Annotated in this window: 20 protein-coding genes; 7 read left to right on the top strand and 13 right to left on the bottom strand. The window is 68.7% G+C overall.

Annotated elements, in window-relative coordinates; all coding sequences use genetic code 11:
* Positions 1-226: 226 nt before the first annotated feature.
* From ACFMRZ_RS31500 to ACFMRZ_RS31460, 9 genes are all read right to left on the bottom strand, one after another.
* Complete coding sequence (locus ACFMRZ_RS31500; RefSeq protein ID WP_400181872.1) at positions 227-967, bottom strand: 16S rRNA (uracil(1498)-N(3))-methyltransferase; 741 nt, start codon at positions 965-967, stop codon at positions 227-229.
* 7 nt (positions 968-974) lie between these two features.
* Positions 975-2,126, bottom strand: a complete 1,152-nt coding sequence (gene dnaJ, locus ACFMRZ_RS31495) for a molecular chaperone DnaJ (protein WP_400181871.1) — start codon at positions 2,124-2,126, stop codon at positions 975-977.
* Positions 2,127-2,186: 60 nt separating this feature from the next.
* Positions 2,187-3,218 (bottom strand): heat-inducible transcriptional repressor HrcA, encoded by a 1,032-nt coding sequence (hrcA, locus tag ACFMRZ_RS31490; protein ID WP_280275872.1) that lies wholly within the window; start codon positions 3,216-3,218, stop codon positions 2,187-2,189.
* Positions 3,219-3,384: 166 nt separating this feature from the next.
* Complete coding sequence (locus tag ACFMRZ_RS31485) at positions 3,385-3,588, bottom strand: hypothetical protein (RefSeq protein ID WP_280275871.1); 204 nt, start codon at positions 3,586-3,588, stop codon at positions 3,385-3,387.
* A gap of 186 nt (positions 3,589-3,774) precedes the next feature.
* On the bottom strand, positions 3,775-4,971 hold the full coding sequence (gene hemW, locus ACFMRZ_RS31480) for a radical SAM family heme chaperone HemW (protein WP_400181870.1): 1,197 nt from the start codon (positions 4,969-4,971) through the stop codon (positions 3,775-3,777).
* 49 nt (positions 4,972-5,020) lie between these two features.
* A complete protein-coding gene (locus ACFMRZ_RS31475) occupies positions 5,021-5,776 on the bottom strand; it encodes an ESX secretion-associated protein EspG (protein WP_400181869.1) in 756 nt (251 codons plus the stop codon).
* A 123-nt stretch (positions 5,777-5,899) separates the two neighbouring features.
* A complete protein-coding gene (locus tag ACFMRZ_RS31470; protein ID WP_400181868.1) occupies positions 5,900-7,060 on the bottom strand; it encodes a hypothetical protein in 1,161 nt (386 codons plus the stop codon).
* Complete coding sequence (locus ACFMRZ_RS31465; protein ID WP_400181867.1) at positions 7,057-7,575, bottom strand: hypothetical protein; 519 nt, start codon at positions 7,573-7,575, stop codon at positions 7,057-7,059. The genes ACFMRZ_RS31470 and ACFMRZ_RS31465 overlap by 4 nt, the downstream gene beginning before the upstream one ends.
* Before the next feature lie 56 nt (positions 7,576-7,631).
* Entirely contained in the window at positions 7,632-8,153 is a 522-nt protein-coding gene (locus ACFMRZ_RS31460) for a DUF3558 domain-containing protein (protein ID WP_400181866.1), read from the bottom strand.
* A gap of 483 nt (positions 8,154-8,636) precedes the next feature.
* On the opposite strand from ACFMRZ_RS31460, the gene ACFMRZ_RS31455 reads away from it, so the two are divergent.
* The 6 genes from ACFMRZ_RS31455 to ACFMRZ_RS31430 all read left to right on the top strand — a co-directional run bounded on the left by ACFMRZ_RS31455 (position 8,637) and on the right by ACFMRZ_RS31430 (position 14,502).
* Complete coding sequence (locus ACFMRZ_RS31455) at positions 8,637-8,729, top strand: Ms4527A family Cys-rich leader peptide (RefSeq protein WP_400181865.1); 93 nt, start codon at positions 8,637-8,639, stop codon at positions 8,727-8,729.
* A 124-nt stretch (positions 8,730-8,853) separates the two neighbouring features.
* Positions 8,854-10,653: a nitrite/sulfite reductase gene (locus tag ACFMRZ_RS31450; protein ID WP_400181864.1), complete on the top strand. Its 1,800-nt coding sequence runs from the start codon at positions 8,854-8,856 to the stop codon at positions 10,651-10,653.
* Between the two features lie 15 nt (positions 10,654-10,668).
* Positions 10,669-11,385 (top strand): phosphoadenylyl-sulfate reductase, encoded by a 717-nt coding sequence (locus ACFMRZ_RS31445; RefSeq protein WP_400181863.1) that lies wholly within the window; start codon positions 10,669-10,671, stop codon positions 11,383-11,385.
* On the top strand, positions 11,364-12,293 hold the full coding sequence (gene cysD / locus ACFMRZ_RS31440; protein WP_400181861.1) for a sulfate adenylyltransferase subunit CysD: 930 nt from the start codon (positions 11,364-11,366) through the stop codon (positions 12,291-12,293). Before ACFMRZ_RS31445 ends, cysD begins: the two co-directional genes overlap by 22 nt.
* Positions 12,293-13,594 (top strand): sulfate adenylyltransferase subunit 1, encoded by a 1,302-nt coding sequence (locus ACFMRZ_RS31435; protein ID WP_400181860.1) that lies wholly within the window; start codon positions 12,293-12,295, stop codon positions 13,592-13,594. Before cysD ends, ACFMRZ_RS31435 begins: the two co-directional genes overlap by 1 nt.
* A 140-nt stretch (positions 13,595-13,734) precedes the next feature.
* A complete protein-coding gene (locus ACFMRZ_RS31430) occupies positions 13,735-14,502 on the top strand; it encodes a sirohydrochlorin chelatase (RefSeq protein WP_400183019.1) in 768 nt (255 codons plus the stop codon).
* A 21-nt stretch (positions 14,503-14,523) separates the two neighbouring features.
* On the opposite strand, the gene ACFMRZ_RS31425 is transcribed toward ACFMRZ_RS31430, so the two are convergent.
* Both ACFMRZ_RS31425 and ACFMRZ_RS31420 read right to left on the bottom strand, forming a co-directional pair.
* The gene (locus ACFMRZ_RS31425) at positions 14,524-15,318 is read right to left on the bottom strand and encodes an HAD family hydrolase (RefSeq protein ID WP_400181859.1); all 795 of its coding nucleotides are present in this window, start codon (positions 15,316-15,318) and stop codon (positions 14,524-14,526) included.
* A gap of 50 nt (positions 15,319-15,368) precedes the next feature.
* Complete coding sequence (locus ACFMRZ_RS31420; RefSeq protein WP_400181858.1) at positions 15,369-16,073, bottom strand: TIGR00266 family protein; 705 nt, start codon at positions 16,071-16,073, stop codon at positions 15,369-15,371.
* A gap of 143 nt (positions 16,074-16,216) precedes the next feature.
* On the opposite strand from ACFMRZ_RS31420, the gene ACFMRZ_RS31415 reads away from it, so the two are divergent.
* Positions 16,217-16,978 (top strand): SDR family NAD(P)-dependent oxidoreductase, encoded by a 762-nt coding sequence (locus ACFMRZ_RS31415; protein WP_400181857.1) that lies wholly within the window; start codon positions 16,217-16,219, stop codon positions 16,976-16,978.
* 596 nt (positions 16,979-17,574) lie between these two features.
* Here ACFMRZ_RS31415 and ACFMRZ_RS31410 read toward each other — a convergent pair.
* A complete protein-coding gene (locus tag ACFMRZ_RS31410; protein ID WP_400181855.1) occupies positions 17,575-19,932 on the bottom strand; it encodes an Hsp70 family protein in 2,358 nt (785 codons plus the stop codon).
* Between the two features lie 614 nt (positions 19,933-20,546).
* Positions 20,547-22,133, bottom strand: a complete 1,587-nt coding sequence (locus tag ACFMRZ_RS31405) for an FAD-dependent oxidoreductase (RefSeq protein WP_400181854.1) — start codon at positions 22,131-22,133, stop codon at positions 20,547-20,549.
* Positions 22,134-22,135: the final 2 nt, after the last annotated feature.

Genomic DNA, 22,135 nt, shown 5'->3' with positions numbered 1-22,135 from the left:
GGCTGAGCCCTCACGTTGCGTGGGTGCGTGAGGGCCCGCTCGAGCAGGGCTTCGTGCCGCCGAAGACCGTTCTCGCTGACCAGCATTCGTGACGAGACGCCGCGCAACCAACCCAATCGGTGCACCACACAACCAATCAGTGCGCGGCGCAACCAATCAGTGCGCGGCGCGACGAATCGGTGCGCGGCGTCTCAGCGATTCGAGTGCAGTCACCAGCGCGGCATGGCTACCAGCGCGGGGTCAAGGCGCCCAGCGCGCCGAGGGCGACGGCGGCGGCGGTCGAGGTGCGCAGGACGGTGGGGCCCAGTAGTACCGCGGAAGCGCCTGCTTCGGCGAGGGCCGTGAGTTCGCCGTCGTCCAGGCCGCCTTCCGGGCCGACGATCAGCACGATCCGGGAGGCCGTCGCGACGGGCAGGTCGACGAAGCGCGATCGGCCGGACTCGTGCAGGGCGGCCACGACACCGTTGTCTGCCTTGGTTTTCCGCACCAGCTCCAGCACGTCCGGCGTGCGATGCAGGTCCAGGACCTCGGGAATGTAGGCCCGGCGCGACTGCCGGGCCGCCGAGCGTGCGGCGGCCCGCCACTTGTCGACACCCTTGTGCGCCTTGCCCTCCCAATTGGCGACGCAGCGCGCGGCCTGCCAGGGCACGACGACATCCGCGCCCGCCTCGGTCATCAACTCCACCGCCAGCTCGGACCGGTCCGATTTCGGCAGTGCCTGCACCACCGTCACCGGCGGCGAAACAGGTTCCGCGACAGTCCGATTCAGGACCTTCAGCTCCAGCCGGTCCTTCTGCGCCGCGACCACCTCGGACTCGGCCAGCACGCCGGCGCCGTCCGAGAGGGTGACCGGCTCGCCGACTCGGATCCGGCGCACGGTCGCGGCGTGGCGTCCCTCGGGGCCCGCCAGCACCGCGACGTCGCCCGGCTCCGGAATGTCGTCGAGATAGAAGACCGTCGCGGCCACGGTCCGGTCAGCGTCCGCTGAACGAGGCCCGCAACCGCGCGAACAGGCCGCTGTTGTGCTCCGACTGCGCCGACAGCACCTCGGTGCGCTCACCGTTGCGCGTCGCCTTGTACTTGCGCAACAGGTCCGACTGCTTGCTGTCCAGCTTCGTCGGCACCACGATGTCCAGGTGCGCGACCAGATCGCCGCGCGCGCTGGACCGCAGCTTCGGCATGCCGTGCCCGCGCAGCACCGACACCTCGCCGGGCTGGGTGCCCGCGGGAATGGTCAGCTCGGTCGGGCCGTCGAGGATCGTATTGATCACCACCGTGGCGCCCAGGGCCGCGTCGACCATCGGCACCCGGATCGTGCAGTGCAGATCGTCGCCGTCGCGCACGAACATGTCGTGCGGCTGCTCGACGATCTCCACGTACAGGTCGCCCGCCGGGCCGCCGCCGGGACCGATCTCGCCCTGCGCGGCCAGCCGCACCCGCATGCCGTTGGCCACACCGGCCGGAATCGGCGCGGCGATCTCCCGACGCGACCGCACCCGGCCGTCCCCACCGCACTTGCGGCACGGGTCCGGGATGGTCTCGCCGGTGCCGCGGCAGGTGGGGCACGGCCGCGAGGTCATCACCTGACCGAGGAACGACCGCTGCACGGTCTGCACCTCGCCGGCGCCGCCACAGGTCTCGCAGCGCACCGGCTTGGAATTGCCGTTGGTGCCCGCGCCCTGGCACACATCGCACAGCACCGCGGTGTCGACGGTCAGATGCTTGGTGACCCCGACCGCGCATTCGGCCAGCGACAGCCGCGTCCGCAGCAGCGAATCCGCACCCGGCTGCACCCGGCCGCGCGGCCGACGCGGACCGGCGGATCCCATACCGCCGAAGAACGCCTCGAAGACATCCCCCAGGCCGCCGAAACCGGCGCCGGCGAAACCGGCGCCACCGCCGCCCGCCGACTCCATCGGGTCGCCGCCCATATCGACGATGCGCCGCTTCTCCGGGTCGCTGAGCACCTCGTAGGCGGTCGATACCTCGCGGAACTTCTCCTGCGCGTCCGCGTCCGGGTTGACGTCGGGGTGCAGCTCCCGCGCCAGCTTCCGATAGGCGCGTTTGATCTCCTGGTCGGTCGCGTTGCGGCCGACGCCGAGAATTCCGTAGTAGTCCCGTGCCACTTGCGTCTCTAGTCCTGTTCCGAATCTGTTCCGCTCACAACCGTTGCGGCCGTGGCCAACTCATCGCTCGGCGAGCACCTCGCCGATGTACCGGGCGACCGCCGCCACCGAGGCGATCGTTCCGGGGTAGTCCATGCGGGTCGGGCCGACAACTCCCATGCCCCCGAGCACCGTACCCGGCACACCGTACCCGGTGGACACCACGGAGGTGCCACGCATCTGCTCCACCTGCGTCTCCTCCCCGATCTGCACCGTCACCATGCCCGGTTGCTGCGCCGCGGCCAGCAGTTTCAGCACGATCACCTGCTCCTCGAGCGCCTCCAGCACCGACCGCAGCGAGCCGGGGAAACCGAAGTCGCCGACGTTGCGGGTGAGGTTGGCGGTGCCGCCGAGCACCAGTCGTTCCTCCGGGTGCTCCACCAGCGTCTCCACCAAGACCGTCGAGACCCGCACCAGCACGTCGCGCAGCCGGGGCGGGGCGTGCTCGGGAAGTTCGGCCACCGCCGTGGACGCCGCCGACAGGCGCTTGCCGTCCATGGCCTTGCCCAGCATGCCGCGCAGCGCCGCCAGATCCTCCTCGTCGACGACCGTGCCCAGCTCGACCAGCCGCTGATCGACGCGGCCGGTATCGGTGATCACCACCAGCAGCAGGCGCGCCGGATTCAGCGCGACGACCTCGAGATGGCGAACCGTCGAGGCCGAGACGGTCGGATACTGCACCATCGCGACCTGACGGGTCAGCTGTGCCAGCAGGCGCACGCCGCGGCGCAGCACATCATCGAGGTCGACGCCGCTCTCCAGGAATTCGATGATGGCCCGCCGCTCGGCCGGTGACAGCGGCTTCACCTCGGCGATGTTGTCGACGAACTGCCGGTAGCCCTTGTCGGTGGGTATGCGACCGGAACTGGTGTGCGGCTGGGTGATGTAGCCCTCGGCCTCCAGCACCGCCATATCGTTGCGCACGGTGGCGCTGGATACGCCCAGATTGTGCCTGTCGACCAGCGTCTTCGAGCCAATTGGTTCCTTGGTCGCGATGTAGTCCGCGACGATCGCACGCAGGACCTCGATCCGCCGTTGCTCCGTGCTCGGCATCGGCCCCACCTCCTCGCTCGCCATCGGTCCGGACCGGACACGCGACCACGTCACGGCACGACGCGATCGCACGGATCCGGGTTCATCCGGAACCCAGTCTAATTGCCCAGCGGACAATTACCGGCGCACGCGTCCCGACCTGCGTGGGGATGGGCCGCCGCGCAGGTTATTCGGGGCCGGCGGCCTTTCCGGCAGCAGCGTCCAGACCCAGCATGGCCAGCAGCGACGTGCAGTCGTCGGCATCGGTGGCGTAGCTGGCGACCGCGCGGGCGGCCATCGCGCAGCGGCGCGCGCCTTCCGCCTTCTCCGCGGCGCGAGACTCGGCGAAGTCGCTCTGATCATTGACAAGGGTGATGCGTGCCTGCGGCATGAGACTCCTCGGGGTTGTGTCGAACGCTACACCCCCGTTCCTCCGCTCTCAGCCCCAACCACCGAATAGGGAGGGCGCACAGCGGGGCAAGTCCGGAAAAACACCGGACAGTGAGGTGAGGGCGGAGTGGGCTGTCAGGTGAGGTGAAGACAGAGGGCTGTCAGGTGAGATGGAGGCAGAGGGCCGTCAGGTGAGGAGTTCGCGGACGACGGCATCGGCGAGCAAGCGCCCGCGTGCCGTGAGAACTATCCGGTCACGATCCACATGGGCCAGCCCGTCCGTGACGATGCGGTCGGCGGCGGCGCGTCCGGCGGGGTCGAGGTCGCCCAGTGGCAGGCCGGACCGCAGGCGGACCACCAACATGACACGTTCGGTGTACCGCTCCTCCGCCGTCAGCGCCTCCCAGCCCGCCACGGGCAGACCACCCGCCGCGACTTGGTCCGCATACCGTGCCGGATGCTTCACGTTCCACCACCGCACTCCCCCGAGATGGCTGTGCGCGCCCGGTCCCGCGCCGAGCCAGTCGCCGCCGTCCCAGTAGCCGAGGTTGTGGTGGCAGCGGGCGGAATCGTCTGCGGCCCAATTGGATACCTCGTACCAGCTGAGGCCCGCGGTGGCGAGGCGGGCGTCGATGCGCTCGTAGCGAGCGGCAAGGACGTCGTCGTCGGGGGCGGGGAGTTCGCCGCGCCGGACCTTGCGAGCCATCGCCGTGCCGTCCTCGACGATCAGCGAGTAGGCCGAGACGTGGTCGACGCCGGCGGCCAGCACCGCGTCGAGACTGGCATCCAGATCGGCGTCCGTCTCGCCCGGCGTGCCGTAGATGAGGTCGAGGTTGACGTGGTCGAATCCGGCGGCCTTCGCCTCGCGGGCGGCGGCGACCGCGCGGCCGGGCGTATGCGTGCGGTCGAGCACTCTCAGCACATGCTCGGCCGCGGACTGCATGCCCAGCGATACCCGCGTGAATCCGGCCTCGCGGAGGCGCTCGAAAAATCGCGGCGAGGTCGATTCGGGATTCGATTCGGTGGTCGTCTCGGCATCGGCGGCGAGAGTGAAATTCGCGCGGACGGCATCCAGCACCTCGGCCAGGCCGTCACCGCCGAGCAGCGACGGTGTCCCGCCACCGACGAATACCGTCGACACGTCCGGCTGCGGGCCGGGCAGCGCGCCGAACACCTCCGCGGCCGTGCGTAGTTCGCCCCGCAATGCGTCCATCCACGACTGCGGCGAGGCGGAGGTGCCCAATTCCCCGGCGGTGTAGGTGTTGAAATCGCAGTATCCGCACCTGGTCGCGCAGAACGGCACGTGAATGTAGATGCCGAACGGGCCGCCGCCGAAGTCCCGCAGCACGGGTCCGGTGTCGGGGCGCAGAGCAGACGACGTCACCGGTCCAGTCTGCCGAGCCGCCGAGTGTGACGCGCGGCGGGGCCATCGGCTACCAGGCGGCGGGCTCGTCCTCGCGGAGGCGCCGCAGGGCGCGCTCGATCCAGTTCTGGAACTGGCTCGCCAGATCCTGGGTGGTGGCGGGGCGCACGGTGAGGTGCTCGCGGGTCTGCTGTTGCACGTAGCGGCCGTCGCCGGTGACGTCGAACCAGCCCATGGCGTACCAGGGGTCGGGACGGCTGTGCAGGTAGCCCGTGAGCAGACCGGCCACGCCGGTGCCGTCGAACGGGCGGTCGGTGAGACGGTCGAATCGCTCGCGCGGACCGTTGCGGCTGTAACCGTCCGGTGGGGCACCCAGGTCGTCGACATGGAAGGTCTCCGGCTTGGCGCTGCCCGGCGGAGCGGACGGGAGGATGGCGGCCAGTCGCCCCGGCAGCTGTTCGGTCCGGAACAGGCGGCATCGGATCGGACCGTCGACGCCGTCGGCCGCTGTCTGGGTGAGCATTACCGCGTGGTACGGCGTCCGGGCGCCGAGGACCCGGTATTCGCGGGGCCGTCCCTTGCCGAGAACCGTTGACTCGCCGCCGATTTCGATCCGGAGTTCGGAGGCGGTCAAAGTGTGGAAGGCGAGGTTGATCTGTTCCTGCTCCTCGCCGTCGTACCGTGCGCGCACGGCCGCCCGATGCGCGGCGACCTCGTCGTTCGTGGCGAGACGGCTGGTGTAGTGCAGAGGATGGGGCAGGCGGTCGTTCGCGTCGCTGTACCACAGCACCGCGAAATCGTCGGGGTCCCAACTCCATTCGGGCATCGTGAGGTCTTTCGTTCGGGTTGTGCACAGCGCGGCCGCACCGAAATCGGGATCCGGTCAACGCAAGTCGGGCGAAAGGGCACGCGACGGCGGCAGTCCGCTCGCGCACGCCACCGGCGGAGGTCAGCCGGAAGGCGGTGGCGGATCGCCATAGTCGCCGCCGATCACGCCGCCTGGGATCGTCTTCGGCGCGGGGCCGAGCAACTCTTCCGCGTTCTCCATGTTCCGGAGCCATTCGGGCAGTTCGTGGGCTTTCTCGTCGTCCTCGGGCTTGCCGCGGCCACCGCCGAGACCGCCCATTCCGGGCATGCCCGTCATGCCCGCACCGGCCGCACCCACTCGGCCCGCAGCGGCCGCCGCGCCGCCCGCCGCCGACTGTCCGCCGGCCACACTGCGGCCCGGACCGCCCGCGACGCCGCCCAGACCGCCGCCGCTACCCAGCCCTCCACCGCCGTGTCCACCCGAGGAACCACTCGCGGTCGTCGGCGCGCCGATACTGCTCGGGGTGGTTCCGGCCTGCTCACCGAGCGCGCTCGCGGGAGCCGTCTGCGAGGGATCGGATCCCGCGGCCGCGGTGGACGGGTCCTGTGTGGTTTCGCCGGATTGGTCGCCGGTGCCCACCTCCGCGCTCGGCTTGCCCGTGCCGGGGTCCGGCGCGGTCCCGCCCGGATCCGGAATGTCCAGTCCGCCAGGGACGTAACTGTCGTCCTTCTTCGTCTCCGGCGGTTTGTACAGGGGGTTCGTCGGACTGTCCGGCACCGGGAGAACAGGGATCTGTTTATCTGCCTCGACAAAATTCGCGACGTAATTGTTCTTCATGGCTTCGCGCGCAGTGTTCTCGCAGTCATGGCGCACATGCGCCGAACTGGGCCCGTGCCACACCCCGAGATTCCAGCTTCGCGGGTTGTAGGCGGCACCACCGTCCGGGGGGCGATCCACGGCGTTCCTGGTGTTGTTCACCCCGTCGATCGCCGAGGAAATCTGCTGAGCGAGGTTCTGCAGCGGAACGGTCAGGTCCAACGCACGCTGGGCGTAGTTGCCGATCGCGGTCCGAGACTTCTCCGCCGCGGGACCATCCCAGGCCGCCTCGCTGGAATGCCGAATCCGATTGGCGAACAACTCGGCCGCCGAGGTCCAGCGCCGGGCGATCTGGGCGTACTCGTCAACGCTCTTGTTCGCCTCGGTGGTATTCAGCGGGTTGAAGGCATTGTAAATCCGCCAGTGGTTCCACTCGTCGGTGTTTTCGCCCTTGTTGGGAATCCTCGACGGTTCGGTCCCGCTCATTGCGGCGCACCGATCGCCGGCGGCGGCGTGACACCAGGCTGGATCTGTTGCGTGCCGATCGGACTGGGCGGCGTATTCGCCATCAGCTCGTTATAGCGGGCGGCAAATTCCTCGTCGGTCTGCACATAGTTTTGAGCGATCGTGCGATGCAGAGTTTGGATTTCGTCGACTATGTCGTAGTGCTGCTGCAGAATATCCCAGACATTATTCGCGGTGTCTTTGGACGGATCTACGATCATTGCTTTCCCGCGAAACCGTCCGACCACTATGCTGGCCGATTCGAGGCCATCGGTCTTCTCGCCGAGCCCCCACAATTCACGCCGGGCAATCGATTGTGCAAGGACTTGCAAGGCAGCGATCTCGTCCTTGAACGCCTGGCAGTCACGCTCTATGTACACGAACTCGTCGGCATTGACCCTGATCGCGTCGTTGAAGCTGACCGAAAGGGCCCCGTTCTGAGCGTCGGTGATCAAGCCGCCGAACAGTGTCGGTGACGGTGCGACATCATCAGCCATGATCGACATTCCTCCCCATGCTGCCGGCGACGGGTCGCCGACAGTCCGGCTCCGTTCTAAAGACTGCTCGGGATCGCTGGAGCAATCCCGTCAGCGAGGCGTTTCGCTATATCGCAGGCATGCTGCGAGCCCGACTTCCTCCGCGAGGACGGGTTGTCGATCGCGATCTCGACACTCCCGCCCTTGATTTCGACGTTGATCGTGCACGCCGTATGCGGGTCCTGCTGCCCGACAAAGGAGGTGAGGGCGGGCCGTCCACCGATGGTCATCTCCTCGGAAACGGTGAATTCCCGGTTGGCACGGACCGCCGGCAGTGTGATGTTGGTCGAGTCGATCGTCGCGCCGTACCCGTCGGATTGGATCCAGATACATCCGCGCCACTTGGTGCCGCCGCCCCCGTCGTGGTTGTCGACTCCCTTGTTCTTGAGCTGCTCGGCTTGCAGCAGCGCCTGCGGCAGGCCCGTGCAAGCATCGAACCCCGCCGGCACGTCCGCCGCGACCGTCGGTGTCGCCGAAGTACTGTTCGAACCACTTACCGACTCCCCGCCCCCGGAATTGCATCCGGTCAGGACAGCCACCAGGCCCAACACCACGACCCCGCCCCGCGCTACTTTCCCCCAGCTCGCCATGTCGTCCTCTCATGCCGGTACCGTCCCGCTCGAGGCCGGACCGCCCCCGTCGAGCTCGAATAGACCGTACCGGCGAGGTCATAGGCGCGCAAAGGGTGCGCGCGGTCGGCGGTGTGGCCGGTGTGAGTCCGGCCTACGCGGACACGAATCGGCGGCTGGCGGCAAGACTTGCCGCGTCGGGACAGATCGTGACCGCTCAGGCCGGATCCGTCACCCCGATGGTCCGGCAGGCCGTCAGTAGCCAACGGCCGTCTTCCTTCGGTGGTCCAGACGGCGGCGGGAAGCCCCAAGATCATTCCGGACGGAGGTTCTGCCGTCGATCTATGACCGATCTCACAAATTCGATCAATCGTCCAGGGAATTTCCCTCGAAATTCCGGAAAATATGGGTGGGCGGTCGGAACGACCCTGCTGACATGGCACAATAGGGTCCATGACTGGGCTTGGAGTACGACTGGTGGCGCGTCGCCACGTCGACTACAAGCGTGTCTGCAGTGCCTGCTGTCTGCCGGATTGCCTCCGGTAGAGCGGCCTGTTCCCGACTCGGCGTCCCCTCTCGACGCCCGATTACCCGGCCGCCCGAATACCGAAGGCGTGAGCCAGCCCCTCCGCCTGCCGCAAGGCCTGATCCACCCCGCAGGAGCGACCCTATGACGTCGAGTACCGACGCCGGTCCCACCCCCGAATCCACCCGCTCCGAGCGTGAGCAGGAGATCGCGCGCGAGCGTGCCGCCGCGGCACGCGAGCGACGCGCCCGCCCGCGCCCGGCGGCCGGTCCGCGCGAGCGCACCGGCAAGCCCGTCCGCCGCAAGTCCGAAGGACAGTGGGCGCTCGGCTACCGCGAACCACTCAACCCGAACGAGCAGAGCAAGAAGGACGACAACCCGCTCAACGTCCGCGCTCGCATCGAGAACATCTACGCCAAGGGCGGTTTCGACTCCATCGACAAGGGCGACCTGCGCGGCCGCTTCCGCTGGTGGGGCCTCTACACCCAGCGCGAGCAGGGCTACGACGGCACCTGGACCGGCGACGAGAACATCGACCTGCTCGAGGCGAAGTACTTCATGATGCGGGTGCGCTGCGACGGCGGCGCGCTGAACGTCGAGCAGGTGCGCACCCTCGGCGGCATCTCCACCGAATTCGCCCGCGACACCGCCGACCTGTCCGATCGCGAGAATCTGCAGTACCACTGGATCGAGATCGAGAACGTGCCCGAGATCTGGCGGCGTCTCGACGCGGTCGGGCTGCAGACCACCGAGGCGTGCGGCGACTGCCCCCGCGTGGTGCTGGGCTCGCCGCTGGCCGGTGAGTCGCTGAACGAGGTGATCGACGCTTCGCCCGCGATCGAGGAGATCGTGCGTCGCTACATCGGCAAGAAGGAGTACTCGAACCTCCCCCGCAAGTTCAAGACCGCGATCTCGGGCCAGCAGGACGTGGTGCACGAGATCAACGACGTCGCGTTCATCGGCGTGGAGCATCCCGAGCACGGCCCCGGCCTGGACCTGTGGGTCGGCGGCGGGCTGTCGACCAATCCGATGCTGGCGCAGCGGGTCGGCGCGTGGGTGCCGCTGGACGAGGTGCCCGAGGTGTGGGAGGCCGTCGTCGCGCTGTTCCGCGATTACGGTTACCGCCGCCTGCGCACCAAGGCCCGGCTGAAGTTCCTGATCAAGGACTGGGGCATCGAGAAGTTCCGCCAGGTGCTCGAGGACGAGTACCTGAAGCGGAAGCTGATCGACGGCCCCGCCCCCGAGCAGCCCACCCGCCCGATCGACCACGTCGGCGTGCAGAAGTTGCGCAACGGGCTCAACGCGGTCGGGTTCTCCCCCATCGCCGGCCGCGTGACGGGCAGCATCCTCACCCAGGTCGCCGACGCGGTGGAGCGCATCGGCGCCGACCGCATCCGCTTCACCCCGTACCAGAAGCTGATTGTGCTCGATGTCCCCGACGACAAGATCGACCAGCTGATCGACGAGCTGGAACCGCTCGGCCTGCACGCCCGTCCGTCGATGTGGCGGCGAAACCTGCTGGCGTGCAGCGGCATCGAGTTCTGCAAGCTGTCGTTCGTGGAGACCCGCAAGCGCTCGCAGGTGCTCGCGCCCGAACTCGAGCAGCGGCTCGCCGACATCAACGCCCAGCTGGACGTGCCGATCACGATCAATATCAACGGCTGCCCCAATTCGTGCGGCCGCTCCCAGATCGCCGACATCGGATTCAAGGGCCAGCTGGTCGACGACGGCGACGGGAATCAGGTGGAGGGCTTCCAGGTTCATCTGGGTGGCAGCCTCGGGTTCGACAGCGCCTTCGGTCGCAAGCTGCGCCAGCACAAGGTGACCAGCCTGGAACTCGGCGACTATATCGAGCGTGTGGTGCGCAATTTCGTCAAGAACCGCAACGACGGTGAGCGGTTCGCGCAGTGGGCTGTCCGCGCCGACGACGCCGACCTTCGGTAACGGGAGATTTCAACTATGGCAACCACTTTGGAGAAGCTCTCCGAGCACGAACTGCGCAAGATCGCGGAAGACGGTGCGGCGCAGCTGGGTCCGGACGCCTCGGCGACCGAACTGCTGCAATGGACCGACGAGACCTTCGGGCCCGGCTACATCGTCGCCTCGAACATGCAGGACGCGGTGCTGGTGCAGCTGGCCGCGCAGATCCGCAGCGGTGTCTCGGTGCTCTTCCTGGACACCGGCTATCACTTCGCCGAGACGATCGGGACGCGCGACGCGGTGGAGACGGTGTACGGCGTGAACATCGTGAACGTGCAGCCGGAACACACTGTGGCCGAACAGGATCGGCTGCTCGGCAAGGATCTGTTCGCGCGTGACGCGGCCGAGTGCTGCCGCCTGCGCAAAGTGGTGCCGCTGCAGAAGTCGCTGTCGGGCTACAACGCCTGGGTGACCGGCATTCGCCGCGTGGAGGCGCCCACCCGCGCCAACGCACCCCTGATCTCCTTCGACGAGGGCTTCGGCCTGGTGAAGATCAACCCGATCGCCGCCTGGTCCGATGACGACATGGCCCGGTATATCGACGAGCACGGGATTCTCGTCAATCCCCTTGTGGAGGAAGGGTATCCATCCATCGGTTGCGCTCCGTGCACGCGGAAGCCGGAACCGGGATCCGATCCGCGAAGCGGCCGCTGGGCCGGCCTCGCCAAGACCGAATGCGGGTTGCACGCGTCATGACTACTGCCACCGACACACGATTCGACACCCTGGCCGCACTCGAGAGCGAGTCCATCCACATCTTCCGCGAGGTCGCGGGCGAGTTCGAGCGACCGGTGATCCTGTTCTCCGGCGGCAAGGACTCCACCGTGCTGCTGCACTTGGCGCTCAAGGCCTTCTGGCCCGCGCCGCTGCCCTTCGCGCTGCTGCACGTGGACACCGGGCACAACCTGCCGGAGGTGCTGGCGTTCCGCGACCACGTCGTCGAGAAGTACGGGCTGCGGCTGCATGTCGCCTCGGTCGAGCAGTACCTCGCCGACGGGCGGCTGGCCGAGCGGGCCGACGGCATCCGCAATCCGCTGCAGACCGTTCCGCTGCTGGACGCCATCGCCGAGAACCGGTTCGACGCGGTGTTCGGTGGCGGCCGCCGCGACGAGGAGCGCTCCCGCGCCAAGGAGCGGATCTTCTCGCTGCGCGACGCGTTCGGCCGCTGGGATCCCAAGCGGCAGCGGCCCGAGCTGTGGAATCTGTACAACGGCCGGCACGCGCCGGGCGAGCACGTGCGGGTGTTCCCGCTGAGCAACTGGACCGAACTCGACATCTGGCGCTACATCGCCCGCGAGGACATCGAGCTGGCGACCATCTACTACGCCCACGAGCGCCCGGTCTACCAGCGCGACGGCATGTGGATGACGCCCGGCTCGTGGGGCGGCCCGGCCGAGGGCGAGGAGCTGGTGGTGAAGTCGGTGCGCTACCGCACCGTCGGCGACGGATCCACCACGGGCGCAATACTTTCGACCGCCGCGACCAACGAGGACATCCTCGCCGAGGTCGCCGCGTCGAGGCTCACCGAGCGCGGCGCCACCCGGGGTGACGACCGGGTGTCGGAGGCCGCGATGGAAGACCGCAAGCGAGAGGGTTATTTCTGATGTCCGACCTGTTACGACTGGCCACCGCCGGCAGTGTCGACGACGGCAAGTCCACACTGGTCGGACGCCTGCTCTACGACACCAAATCCGTTCTGGCAGACCAGATCGACGCAGTGACCCGCGCATCGGTCGACAAGGGCCTGGCCACGCCGGACCTGTCGCTGCTCGTCGACGGGTTGCGCGCCGAGCGTGAGCAGGGCATCACGATCGACGTGGCGTACCGCTACTTCGCCACTCCCCAGCGGACTTTCGTGCTGGCCGACACCCCCGGGCATGTGCAGTACACCCGCAACACGGTGTCCGGCGCGTCGACCGCGCAGCTGGTGATCCTGCTGGTCGATGCCCGCAAGGGCGTGATCGAGCAGACCCGCCGGCACGCCGCGGTGATGGCGCTGCTGGGCGTGCCGAAGCTCGTGCTCGCGGTGAACAAGATCGACCTGGTGGACGACGCCGCCGGCGTCTTCGACCGGATCGCGACCGAATTCAACCAGCTCACCACGAAACTCGGCTGGGCGCCGGAGGACGTGGTGGAGATCCCGGTGTCGGCGCTGCACGGGGACAATGTGGCCTCCCGCTCGGAGAGCACTCCGTTCTACGACGGCCCGTCGCTCATCGAGCATCTGGAGTCGGTACCGGTCGACGCGGACAACTCCGGCAAACACCAAGTGGGACTGCGCTTCCCGGTGCAGTACGTGATTCGCCCGCGCACCGTCGAATACCCGGACTATCGCGGGTACGCCGGTCAGGTGGCGGCGGGTGTGGTGTCGAAGGGCGACGAGGTGGTGGTGCTGCCGTCGGGCATCCGCAGCACCGTGGAGCGCATCGACACCCCCGACGGCGAACTCGCGACCGCGCACCCCGGCCACAGTGTCACGCTGGTGCTCACCGACGACGTCGATGTGTCCCGCGGCGACACGATCGCCTCCGCCATCGACGCGCCCGAGCCGATCGACGCGTTCGACGCGACGGTCTGCTGGCTGGGCGACAAGCCGCTGCGTCCGGGCGCGCGCCTGCTGCTCAAGCACGGCACCCGCACCACCCAGGCGATCGTCGGCGCGCTGCTGGAGCGCTTCGACGAACAGAAGCTCGCCGCAGATCCCGACCCGGAGGCCCTGTCGCTCAACGACATCGGCCGCATCTCGGTGCGCGTCGCCGACCCCGTCGTGGCCGACGACTACCGCGTCAACCGGCACACCGGCAGCTTCCTGCTCATCGATCCGGCGGGCGGAAACACCCTCGCCGCAGGGCTGGTCGGCGACGTGCTGTCCGCGGTCGAGGTCGGCACGGAGACCGAGGTCTGAGGGTGAACCCCGCAGTGGGCCGGGAGGATTCGGCCTCACGGCAGCTCGGTCCCCAGGCGCGGGCCGACCAGGCCGCTGAGGCGGGAAGTTCTCTCCGCGCCGACGCGGCCGGAGTCGCGCGGGGTGGCTCGTGCACCTTGGTGCGCTACGGCGCGGCGAGTCCGGCTCGTCGGCCGGGTAAGCCTGCGTTGATTGCGGTGGCGCATGGCAGTCGTGATCCGCGTTCGGCCGCAACGATGTTCGCACTGGTCGCCGACCTTGCGGCGCGGCGGCCGGATGTCGATGTTCGGCTGGCGTTTCTGGACCTGAGCACGCCGCCGGTGCAGCAGGTGGTGGATGCTGTTGCCGCACAGGGATATGCCGAGGCAGTGGTGGTTCCGCTGTTGCTGGGCAGCGCGTTCCATGCTCGCGTCGATCTGCCCGGTTTGCTGGCGGCCGCGCGAACTCGTCACCCGCGTCTGCGGCTGACCCAGGCCGACGTGCTCGGTGCGGATCACCGCCTGGTCACCGCCTTACGCGAGCGCGTCGTGGATGCGGGCGCCGATCCTGCGGACGGACGCGTCGGCGTCGCGATCGCCGCCGTGGGTTCTTCGTCGCCGGAGGCCAATCGGCGCACCGAGCGACTCGGCGGCCTGCTCGCCACCGGCACGGCGTGGCGCACCTCGGTCTGCTTCGCAACAACGAAACCTGCTCTGCCCGAGGCGATTTCGGACCTGCACGCGCAAGGTTGCGGCCGAGTCCTGGTGGCGCCCTGGTTCCTTGCCCCCGGCCTTCTCACCGATCGGCTGATCGCCGCGGCTCCCGGCCTCGCCCACGCGGAGACCATCGGCCCCCATCCCCTCCTCACCGAGGTCGCCCTCGACCGGTACCTCAACGCCGCCACGCCACCACTCGACCTGTCGGCCTGACCCGGCCCCTTCCATCGTTGTTCAGTTGCGAAACCAGCGCTCCAGGACGACGGCGACGCCGTCGTCCTGGACATCGGCGGTTACTTCGTCGGCCAGGGCGAGGATCGGCTCGACGGAGTTGCCCATGGCCACGGAATGGCCTGCCCAGGAGAGCATTTCGCGGTCGTTGTAGCCATCTCCGATGGCGAGGGTGGCCGCGAGCGGGACGCCGAGTTCCTGTCGCAGCCGCTCCAGCGCCCAACCTTTGGACACGCCTTGTTTGGAGGCCACCAGCCAGGGCTCGTTTTCGCCGTGCACCCAGCCCGCGCCCGGCAGGCTCTGCTCGGCCATCACCTTCACCATGTCCGCGAGCGAACCGCCCGGCCACCAGCCGTTCAGGCGGGTGGTGGGCTCCAGGCTCAGGTCCCGATCCTCGACGAAGCGGAATTCGCCCAGCCGGAAACTCCCGGGGTAGTACCCGGTGGCCCACGTGCCCACCCCGACCTTCTCCACCGACAGCACCATGTCGGGGAACAGCTTGCGTAGCACCGCTACCGAGGGCTCCGGGTCGAAGGTATGCACGGATACCGGGTTCCAGTTCGAAATATCAACGTGCACAGCACCGTTCGAGCACAGTGCCCGGCCCTCCGCCAACCCTAACTCCTCCAGCACCAAGCGGGTGGCCAGCAAGGTGCGGCCCGTAGTGATCACAACATGCGCGCCCGCCGCGACCGCGGCGCGCACCGCGTTCCGGACGCGGGCGGTAATCGATCCTCCGGTGCTCAGCAGCGTGCCGTCGACGTCGAGGGCTATCAGCTGCGGAATCTCTGTCTCCACGTGCTTCATTGTCACCGATGATGCAAGTGCATATGCGCGTCCCGACGGGATCACTGCCGGTCGTTACGCTCCTGGAGCGGCAGGTACGGCGTGATCGCGTGAGCGAGGTTGCTCATCGTCAGCGACTGCAACCACACCCGGCCGGGACCGGTCAGCGCCGCGAGGAACAGGCCGTCGCCACCGAACAGGATGTTGCGGATGCCGCGCAGGAGCGTGATGTCGAAATCGACCGTGGCGTCGAACATTCCGATATGCCCGGGATGTACCCGCAGCGTTTGGCCGGGTGCCAGGTCGTACTGGACGATCTCCCCCGACAGTTCCACCCACGCCTGCCCCGCACCGCCGACGCGCTGCAAGGTGAAGCCCGCGCCGCCGAAGATCCCGGCGCCCAGGCGACGCTGAAAGCTGAGCGCCACACGCACATCGCCGGCGGCACAGAGGAATCCGTGTCGATGCACCAGATACTCCACGCCCGGCTGCACCGGCACCGGCACGATTCTGCCGGGTAGCTTCGCCGCGAATGCCACCGTCCCCGGCTGCCCATCCGCGGAGTACTCCGTCATGAACCAGCCCGCACCGGCGAACGAGCGTTTCACGGCGCCGAATACGCCCCCGGGCATCACGCGCGACGAGGTGCGCAGCCGCACCGACTCGCTCATCCAGGACAGCTGTCCCGCCTCGGCGACCACCCGATCGCCCGGATCCAGGGTGACCTCGAGGACCGGCATCACGGTCCCGATGATTCTCGTGTCCACACTTCCAGTGTCCGCGCGCCGTCGCCGCTGACAATAGATGACGTATCAACTCAATGTCCGGTTTCCGCCAGCTCCGACTCGGTCGCGTTGGTTGACTGGGCTCTGTCAGCGAAAGAAGAAGTACCGCAACAGGAGTGGAGACGATGAGCGAACGATTCGAGTCCAAGGTCGTGCTGGTGACGGGTGCCAGCTCCGGCGTCGGAGCCGCAGTGGCGCGCCGGGTGGCGGCCGAGGGCGCCGCGGTGGTGCTCGGGGCGCGCGGCAAGGAGTCCGGCGACCGGGTGGCCGAGGAGATCCGGGCGGCCGGTGGGCGCGCGGTGTTCGTGCCGACCGACGTCACCGTGGCCGACGAGGTGGCGCGGCTGACACAGACCGCGCTCGACGAATTCGGCAGGCTGGACGCGGCATTCAACAACGCGGGCGCGGTGCACGCATTCGGCCCGATTCAGGACATTGATGAGGCGGGCTGGCGCGCCGACCTCGAATTGAACCTCACCGGCGTGTATTACGGCCTGCGACACCAGGTTCCGGCGATCCTCGGCTCCGGTGGCGGCGCGATCCTGAACAACGCGTCCAATCTGGGCGTGGTCGGCATGGGTTCGGTAGCACCCTACGTCGCGGCCAAGCACGGCGTGATCGGGCTGACCCGGGCCGTGGCGCTGGAGACCGCCCAGCAGGGCGTGCGAGTCAACGCCCTGGTCTCCGGCGCGGTGGACACCCCCGCCTTCCGCTCCTCGATGGGCGCCACAGAAGAGGGCGCGGCCGCAGTAGCCTCCATGCACCCCGTCGGCCGAATCGCCCACCCCGACGAAATCGCCTCCCTCTGCGCCTACCTCCTCAGCGACGAATCCACCTTCGTCACCGGCGCCGCAGTAGCGATAGACGGCGGCTTCACAGCGCAATAGCGCTGACCCACATCAGTTCTGGCTCTCCGCATCGAGAATATTGCCTCGCGAGCTACGAGATTGGATCTGTGACGGAAGTAGACCGAGGGGTGTGCGGGAGTGTCTCGATCGCGGACGCAAGCCAGGCGGGCGTCAGCGGCGGTGGGCGTCAGCGGCGGTGGGCGTCAGCGGCGGTGGGCGTCAGCGGCGGTGGGCGTCAGCGGCGGTGGGCGTCAGCGGCGGTGGGCGTCAGCGGCGGTGGGCGTCAGCGGCGGTGGGCGTCAGCGGCGGTGGGCGTCAGCGGCGGTGGGCGTCAGCGGCGGTGGGCGTCAGCGGCGGTGGGCGTCAGCGGCGGTGGGCGTCAGCGGCGGTGGGCGTCAGCGGCGGTGGGCGTCAGCGGCGGTGGGCGTCAGCGGCGGTGGGCGTCAGCGGCGGTGGGCGTCAGCGGCGGTGGGCGTCAGCGGCGGTGGGCGTCAGCGGCGGTGGGCGTCAGCGGCGGTGGGCGTCAGCGGCGGTGGGCGTCAGCGGCGGTGGGCGTCAGCGGCGGTGGGCGTCAGCGGCGGTGGGCGTCAGCGGCGGTGGGCGTCAGCGGCGGTGGGCGTCAGCGGCGGTGGGCGTCAGCGGCGGGAGCCGCCGCCTCCGCTGCTGCTGTGGGAACCGCCGGAGGAGCCTCGTGAGGTGGGGCCGTCAGGCTTGGGATTGCTTTTCGAGCCGTTGGAGGTTCTGCCGGGGACGCCGCCGGTGGATGAGTGGCCGGTGGACGTCGAACCGCCGCTCGCGGTTCCGGGGTTCGACGGACCTCCGCCGGATGAGGAGTTCCCACTCGAAGTTCCACCGCCGGAGGAGGTTCCGCTTCCTTGCGTGCCGCCTCCGGAGGCCACGCCTCCGGAGGCGGCACCGCTACGCTGGGACGAGTCGCCCTGCGCCCCATCGGTACCGCCGCCCGAGCCGGCTCCCGTACCGCCGCCCTGGCCAGTACCAGCTCCGACACCGCCTTGCCCCGCGCCGCCATCAGCACCACCCGCCGCGGAGCCATCCCCAGTTCCGCCGGAGCCGGCATCACCACCGACACCACTCGGGCCCACGCCACCTGACCCGACACCGCCTGGGTTCGTACCGCCGACACCAACTGACCCTGCACCGGAACCGACACCATCCGCGCCCGTACCGCCAATACCACCTGATCCGACATCGGAACCGACACCACCTGGGCCTGTGCCACCGACACCACCCGACCCGGCGCCTGCGCCGACACCACCTTGTTCCGTGCCAGCACTGCCGCCCGGGGCGCCTTGGCCTGTGCCGTTGCCAGGTGGGGCGGGGTTGGTGGGACTGCCTTGGCCGGGGATGTTGGTTCCTGCACCGCCCGGAACCGCGCCCCCGGTGATGCCTGTGGGACTGTTCGGCAGTCCGGCTCCGTTGGTCGTGGAATTGCCGAGGTTGTCGGAAACCGGTGTGCCGGAGTTGGTTCCGGGAGAGCTGGCTGACGGGTTGGACTGGGAGCTTCCGGGGAGGTGGGTGGGCTTGGGTGACGGGGCAGTTGGCTTGGTGGGCAGGCTGATCGAGGGGATGGTGCTGCTGACCGGGCCGATTGTGGGAGCGGCGAACGGCAGAGGGTTGGTGAACCGTGCCGGGTTGGCGTAGGTGGTTGCCATCGGTCGATCGGCCGGACCGCAATGGGTGCCCGGGCCGCGGCTGTGGGCGGAACCGGTGGTGGCCGTGGACGAAGCGGTAGACATCGACTGTGCTGCTGCGCCTTTCAGGCGCAGGGCGGCGGTCGTCGAGAGCAGCCCGTCCGCACCCGCCGACAACGCGGAACCGAAACCGCTCTGCAGGCCGGACCCGAAACCGCCCGGCAGCGCGGAACCGTAGCCGTCCGCACCGGCCGACCAAGTGACACCGGCACCCTCGAACGCGCGAATGTCGCCGAACTGGTTACGGGCGGGGCCAGCCAGCGCGGGTGCGAATTCCAATGCAGGGCCGTCGGTTCCGAGCGGCCCGCTGCCGAGCATCGAGGCTGCCGACATCGCCACCGCCGAAGCGACCGCGGCACTGGAGATTACGGCCGCGCCGCGGGCGTACCGGCCCAGATGTACTCCAGGGTCGGCCATCCGGGCGGCGGCGAGCGCCGCACCGATCGCCACGGTGTGGGCGGGATCCTGCGACATCACCAGCGGCCGGCCGAGTTCGCTCAGCACCCGGGCGACCTCCGGCGGCCGCGCCGCACCGCCGACGAGCAGCACCCGATCAATGTCTCCCACGGTGAGCCCCGCCGCGTACACGCACTTGCGAACCAGCCGAAGCGAATTGCGCACGGTCCACGTGCGTAATCGGGTGGTGTCGTCCAGCGGCACCACCTGCGAGACCGGCGGCGGCGCTCCCGGTGCGAGGGCCCGCGCGTACCGCGCGAGTACGGTGCCCAGCGGGCGGCCACCGTACTCGTGCGAACGCATCGGCTTGCCGAGCACGCCACGCTTGTCGCGATCCCCCTCAGTCCGTACGACCGCGACATCGAGGGTGTTGCCACCCAGGTCGTAGACCAGCGTGAGCCCGTTCTCGGACACGCCGTACTCGGCATCGAGCCATTCCACCGCCGCGACCGCCTCCGGCATCAGGGTCACATCGGTGGCGCCCGCTCGCTCCAGCGCGTGCCGAAGCGGCGACAGTCGGCGGTCGCTGTACACGGCGGGATAGGTGGCGACCGGCCCGGCAGCCGGTTCGTCGACAGCGAGGAGACAGGCGATGACCGCTGCCACCAGATCGGCCTGTGTCCAGATCCGCCCGTTCAGGACGACCGGCTCCGTGTAGCGCGTGAGATCGGCGAAATCCGTCACCACCGGGGCGAATCGCGGGAGCGTGCCCATTCGCGCGTCGCCCGCGCTGTCGAAGGTGACGGCCGTGCGGCGCACGCGCACGGCCGGCTGGTCGCGATCACCGGCAGCCGCCCAGACGGAGTTCACTGTGCCGATGCTCATGCCGAAGCCAACTGTCATTGCCATCCCGTCAACGCACCGAGACCACGGCCTCACGTAATCCAACCATGTGGTCGCGGTCGTTTACCAAACAGCGATCACAGGTTAGCTGGTGACCCTCCAATGCGAATACCGAACGGCCGGAAAAAGTTTCATACCCACCGGTCTATAGCACATAATCGCTGATAGACCAGTGTCCAAGGCGCAGAATGGAGTTCGCATCCGCCCCCAGGGGCCAAATGAGGCACAAAGTTGGCTACCTTCCAGTAATCGACCGCACATACCGACCGGTGTGCTGCGATACACCTGAAATGATCACTCGCCGCCCGAATTCGAGCAGCAGAACCCCAATGGCTGAAAGATTGCCACCCCCATGCACCGAAGCTATTCCGGCAGATCCACCATCACGTACGAACCGCCCGGTTCGCTCGAATTCGCGCCCTGCCGACCCGCCCCACCGTGTCACGATCCGGCCCCACCCATTCGTCACAGTGCTGAAGTCACCGCGACACCCCGGGACCGCACTCCATTCGTCACAGTGCCGAAGCCGACGCGCTCACACACAAACCGCGCCCGAGCCCCGCACAATGCGAGGCTCGGGCGCGGCAACAGTGAGATCAGGCGCGGGCGAGCACCTTACGCTTCCACCACGACCGACCGGCCGTAGCACCGCCCCGGATCGCGGCCGGACGCCGGGCCGCGACCAAGCGATCGAACTCGCCCGCTCCGGACACCGGTTCCGGCAGGCGGCCGGAGTTGAAATCGTCCACCAACTGCCGGATGGTCTCCTGCGCGCAGGACTTGTTGGTGCCGATGAAGCCGGTCGGGCCGCGCTTGATCCAGCCGGTCACGTAGGTCGACGGGAACACCGCACCACCCGCCGCGTCCAGGACCCGGCCCCGCTCGTTCGGAATCACATTGGCCCGCTCGTCGAACGGCAGGCCGGGCAGCGCCACACCGCGGTAGCCGACCGAGGTCAGTACCAGTCCGGCGTCGAGGGTTTCGAGCACACCGGTGCCGATCGCGCGCACCGTACCGTCGTCGGATGTGCGAAGTTCGTTGCGCTCCAGCTCGATTCCGGCCACACGATCGGCGCCGAGCACCGCCGTCGGCGACGACAGGTAGCGGAACACGATGCGCTTGCGGGCGCCCACCGGCCGATCGGCCACGCTACGCAGCAGACGCAGCTTCTGCTCCACCTTCTGCGGCATGCCCGGAACCGCCTCGGGCACTTCGCCTTCCACGACGATATCGACATCGGAGCCGAGCAGTCCCACGAATTCCGGCACGGTGAACGCCGATTCGGCCGGACCACGCCGACCCACGATCACCACTTCCTCGATCTTGCTGTGCCGCAACGACTCCAACGCGGCCGCAGACACGTCGGTGCCGGACAGCGTCTCGGGATCGACGGTGAGGATGCGGGCGACATCGAGCGCCACATTGCCGTTGCCGACGATCACCGCGCGCCGCTGGGACAGGTCGAACTCGCGGCCCGCGTGATCGGGATGTCCGTTGTACCAGGCCACGAACTCGGTGGCAGACACGTTGCCGGGCAGGCCCTCACCGGGCACCTCGAGCTTGCGGTCGGCCGAGGCGCCCACCGCGTACACCACCGCATGGAAGTGCCGCAGCAACTCCTCGTGCGAGACATGCTCGCCCACAGCCACATTCAGGTACGAACCGAAACCCGGCTGGGCGGAGATCACGTCGAACAACCGGCTCACCTGCCGGGTGCGGGTGTGATCGGGCGCCACGCCGTGCCGGGCCAGACCGTAGGGCACCGGCAGCCGGTCGAACACCGTCACCGATACGTCGGTCTGGGTGAGCAATTCGTCGGCGGCGTACATCGCCGACGGGCCGGAGCCGACGATCGCGACCCGCAGCGGGCCGCGGCCGGACTCGACCGCGGCCGCCGGGATCGGCTTGGCCAGCACCGGCCGGGCCCGCGCCTGCCGGTAGAAATCGGCGTTGATCTCGATGAACGGCTTCTGCTCCTCGGTCAGCTTCTTCGACGAGGTGATCGCGTCCACCGGGCAGGCCGTGGCGCACGCGCCGCAGTCCACGCACGCCTGCGGGTCGACATAGAGCATCTCCGCCGACAGGAAGTCCGGCTCGTCCGGCGTCGGGTGGATGCAGTTGACCGGGCAGGCGTATACGCAGGAAGCGTCGCTACAGCACGACTGCGTGACTACGTAGGGCATCG

Origin of the sequence: Nocardia sp. N2S4-5, from assembly GCF_044628355.1 — a bacterium.
GTDB lineage: Bacteria > Actinomycetota > Actinomycetes > Mycobacteriales > Mycobacteriaceae > Nocardia > Nocardia wallacei_B.
The sequence above is the reverse complement of the archived record's forward strand: the minus strand, read 5'-3'. Positions and strand labels throughout refer to the sequence as shown.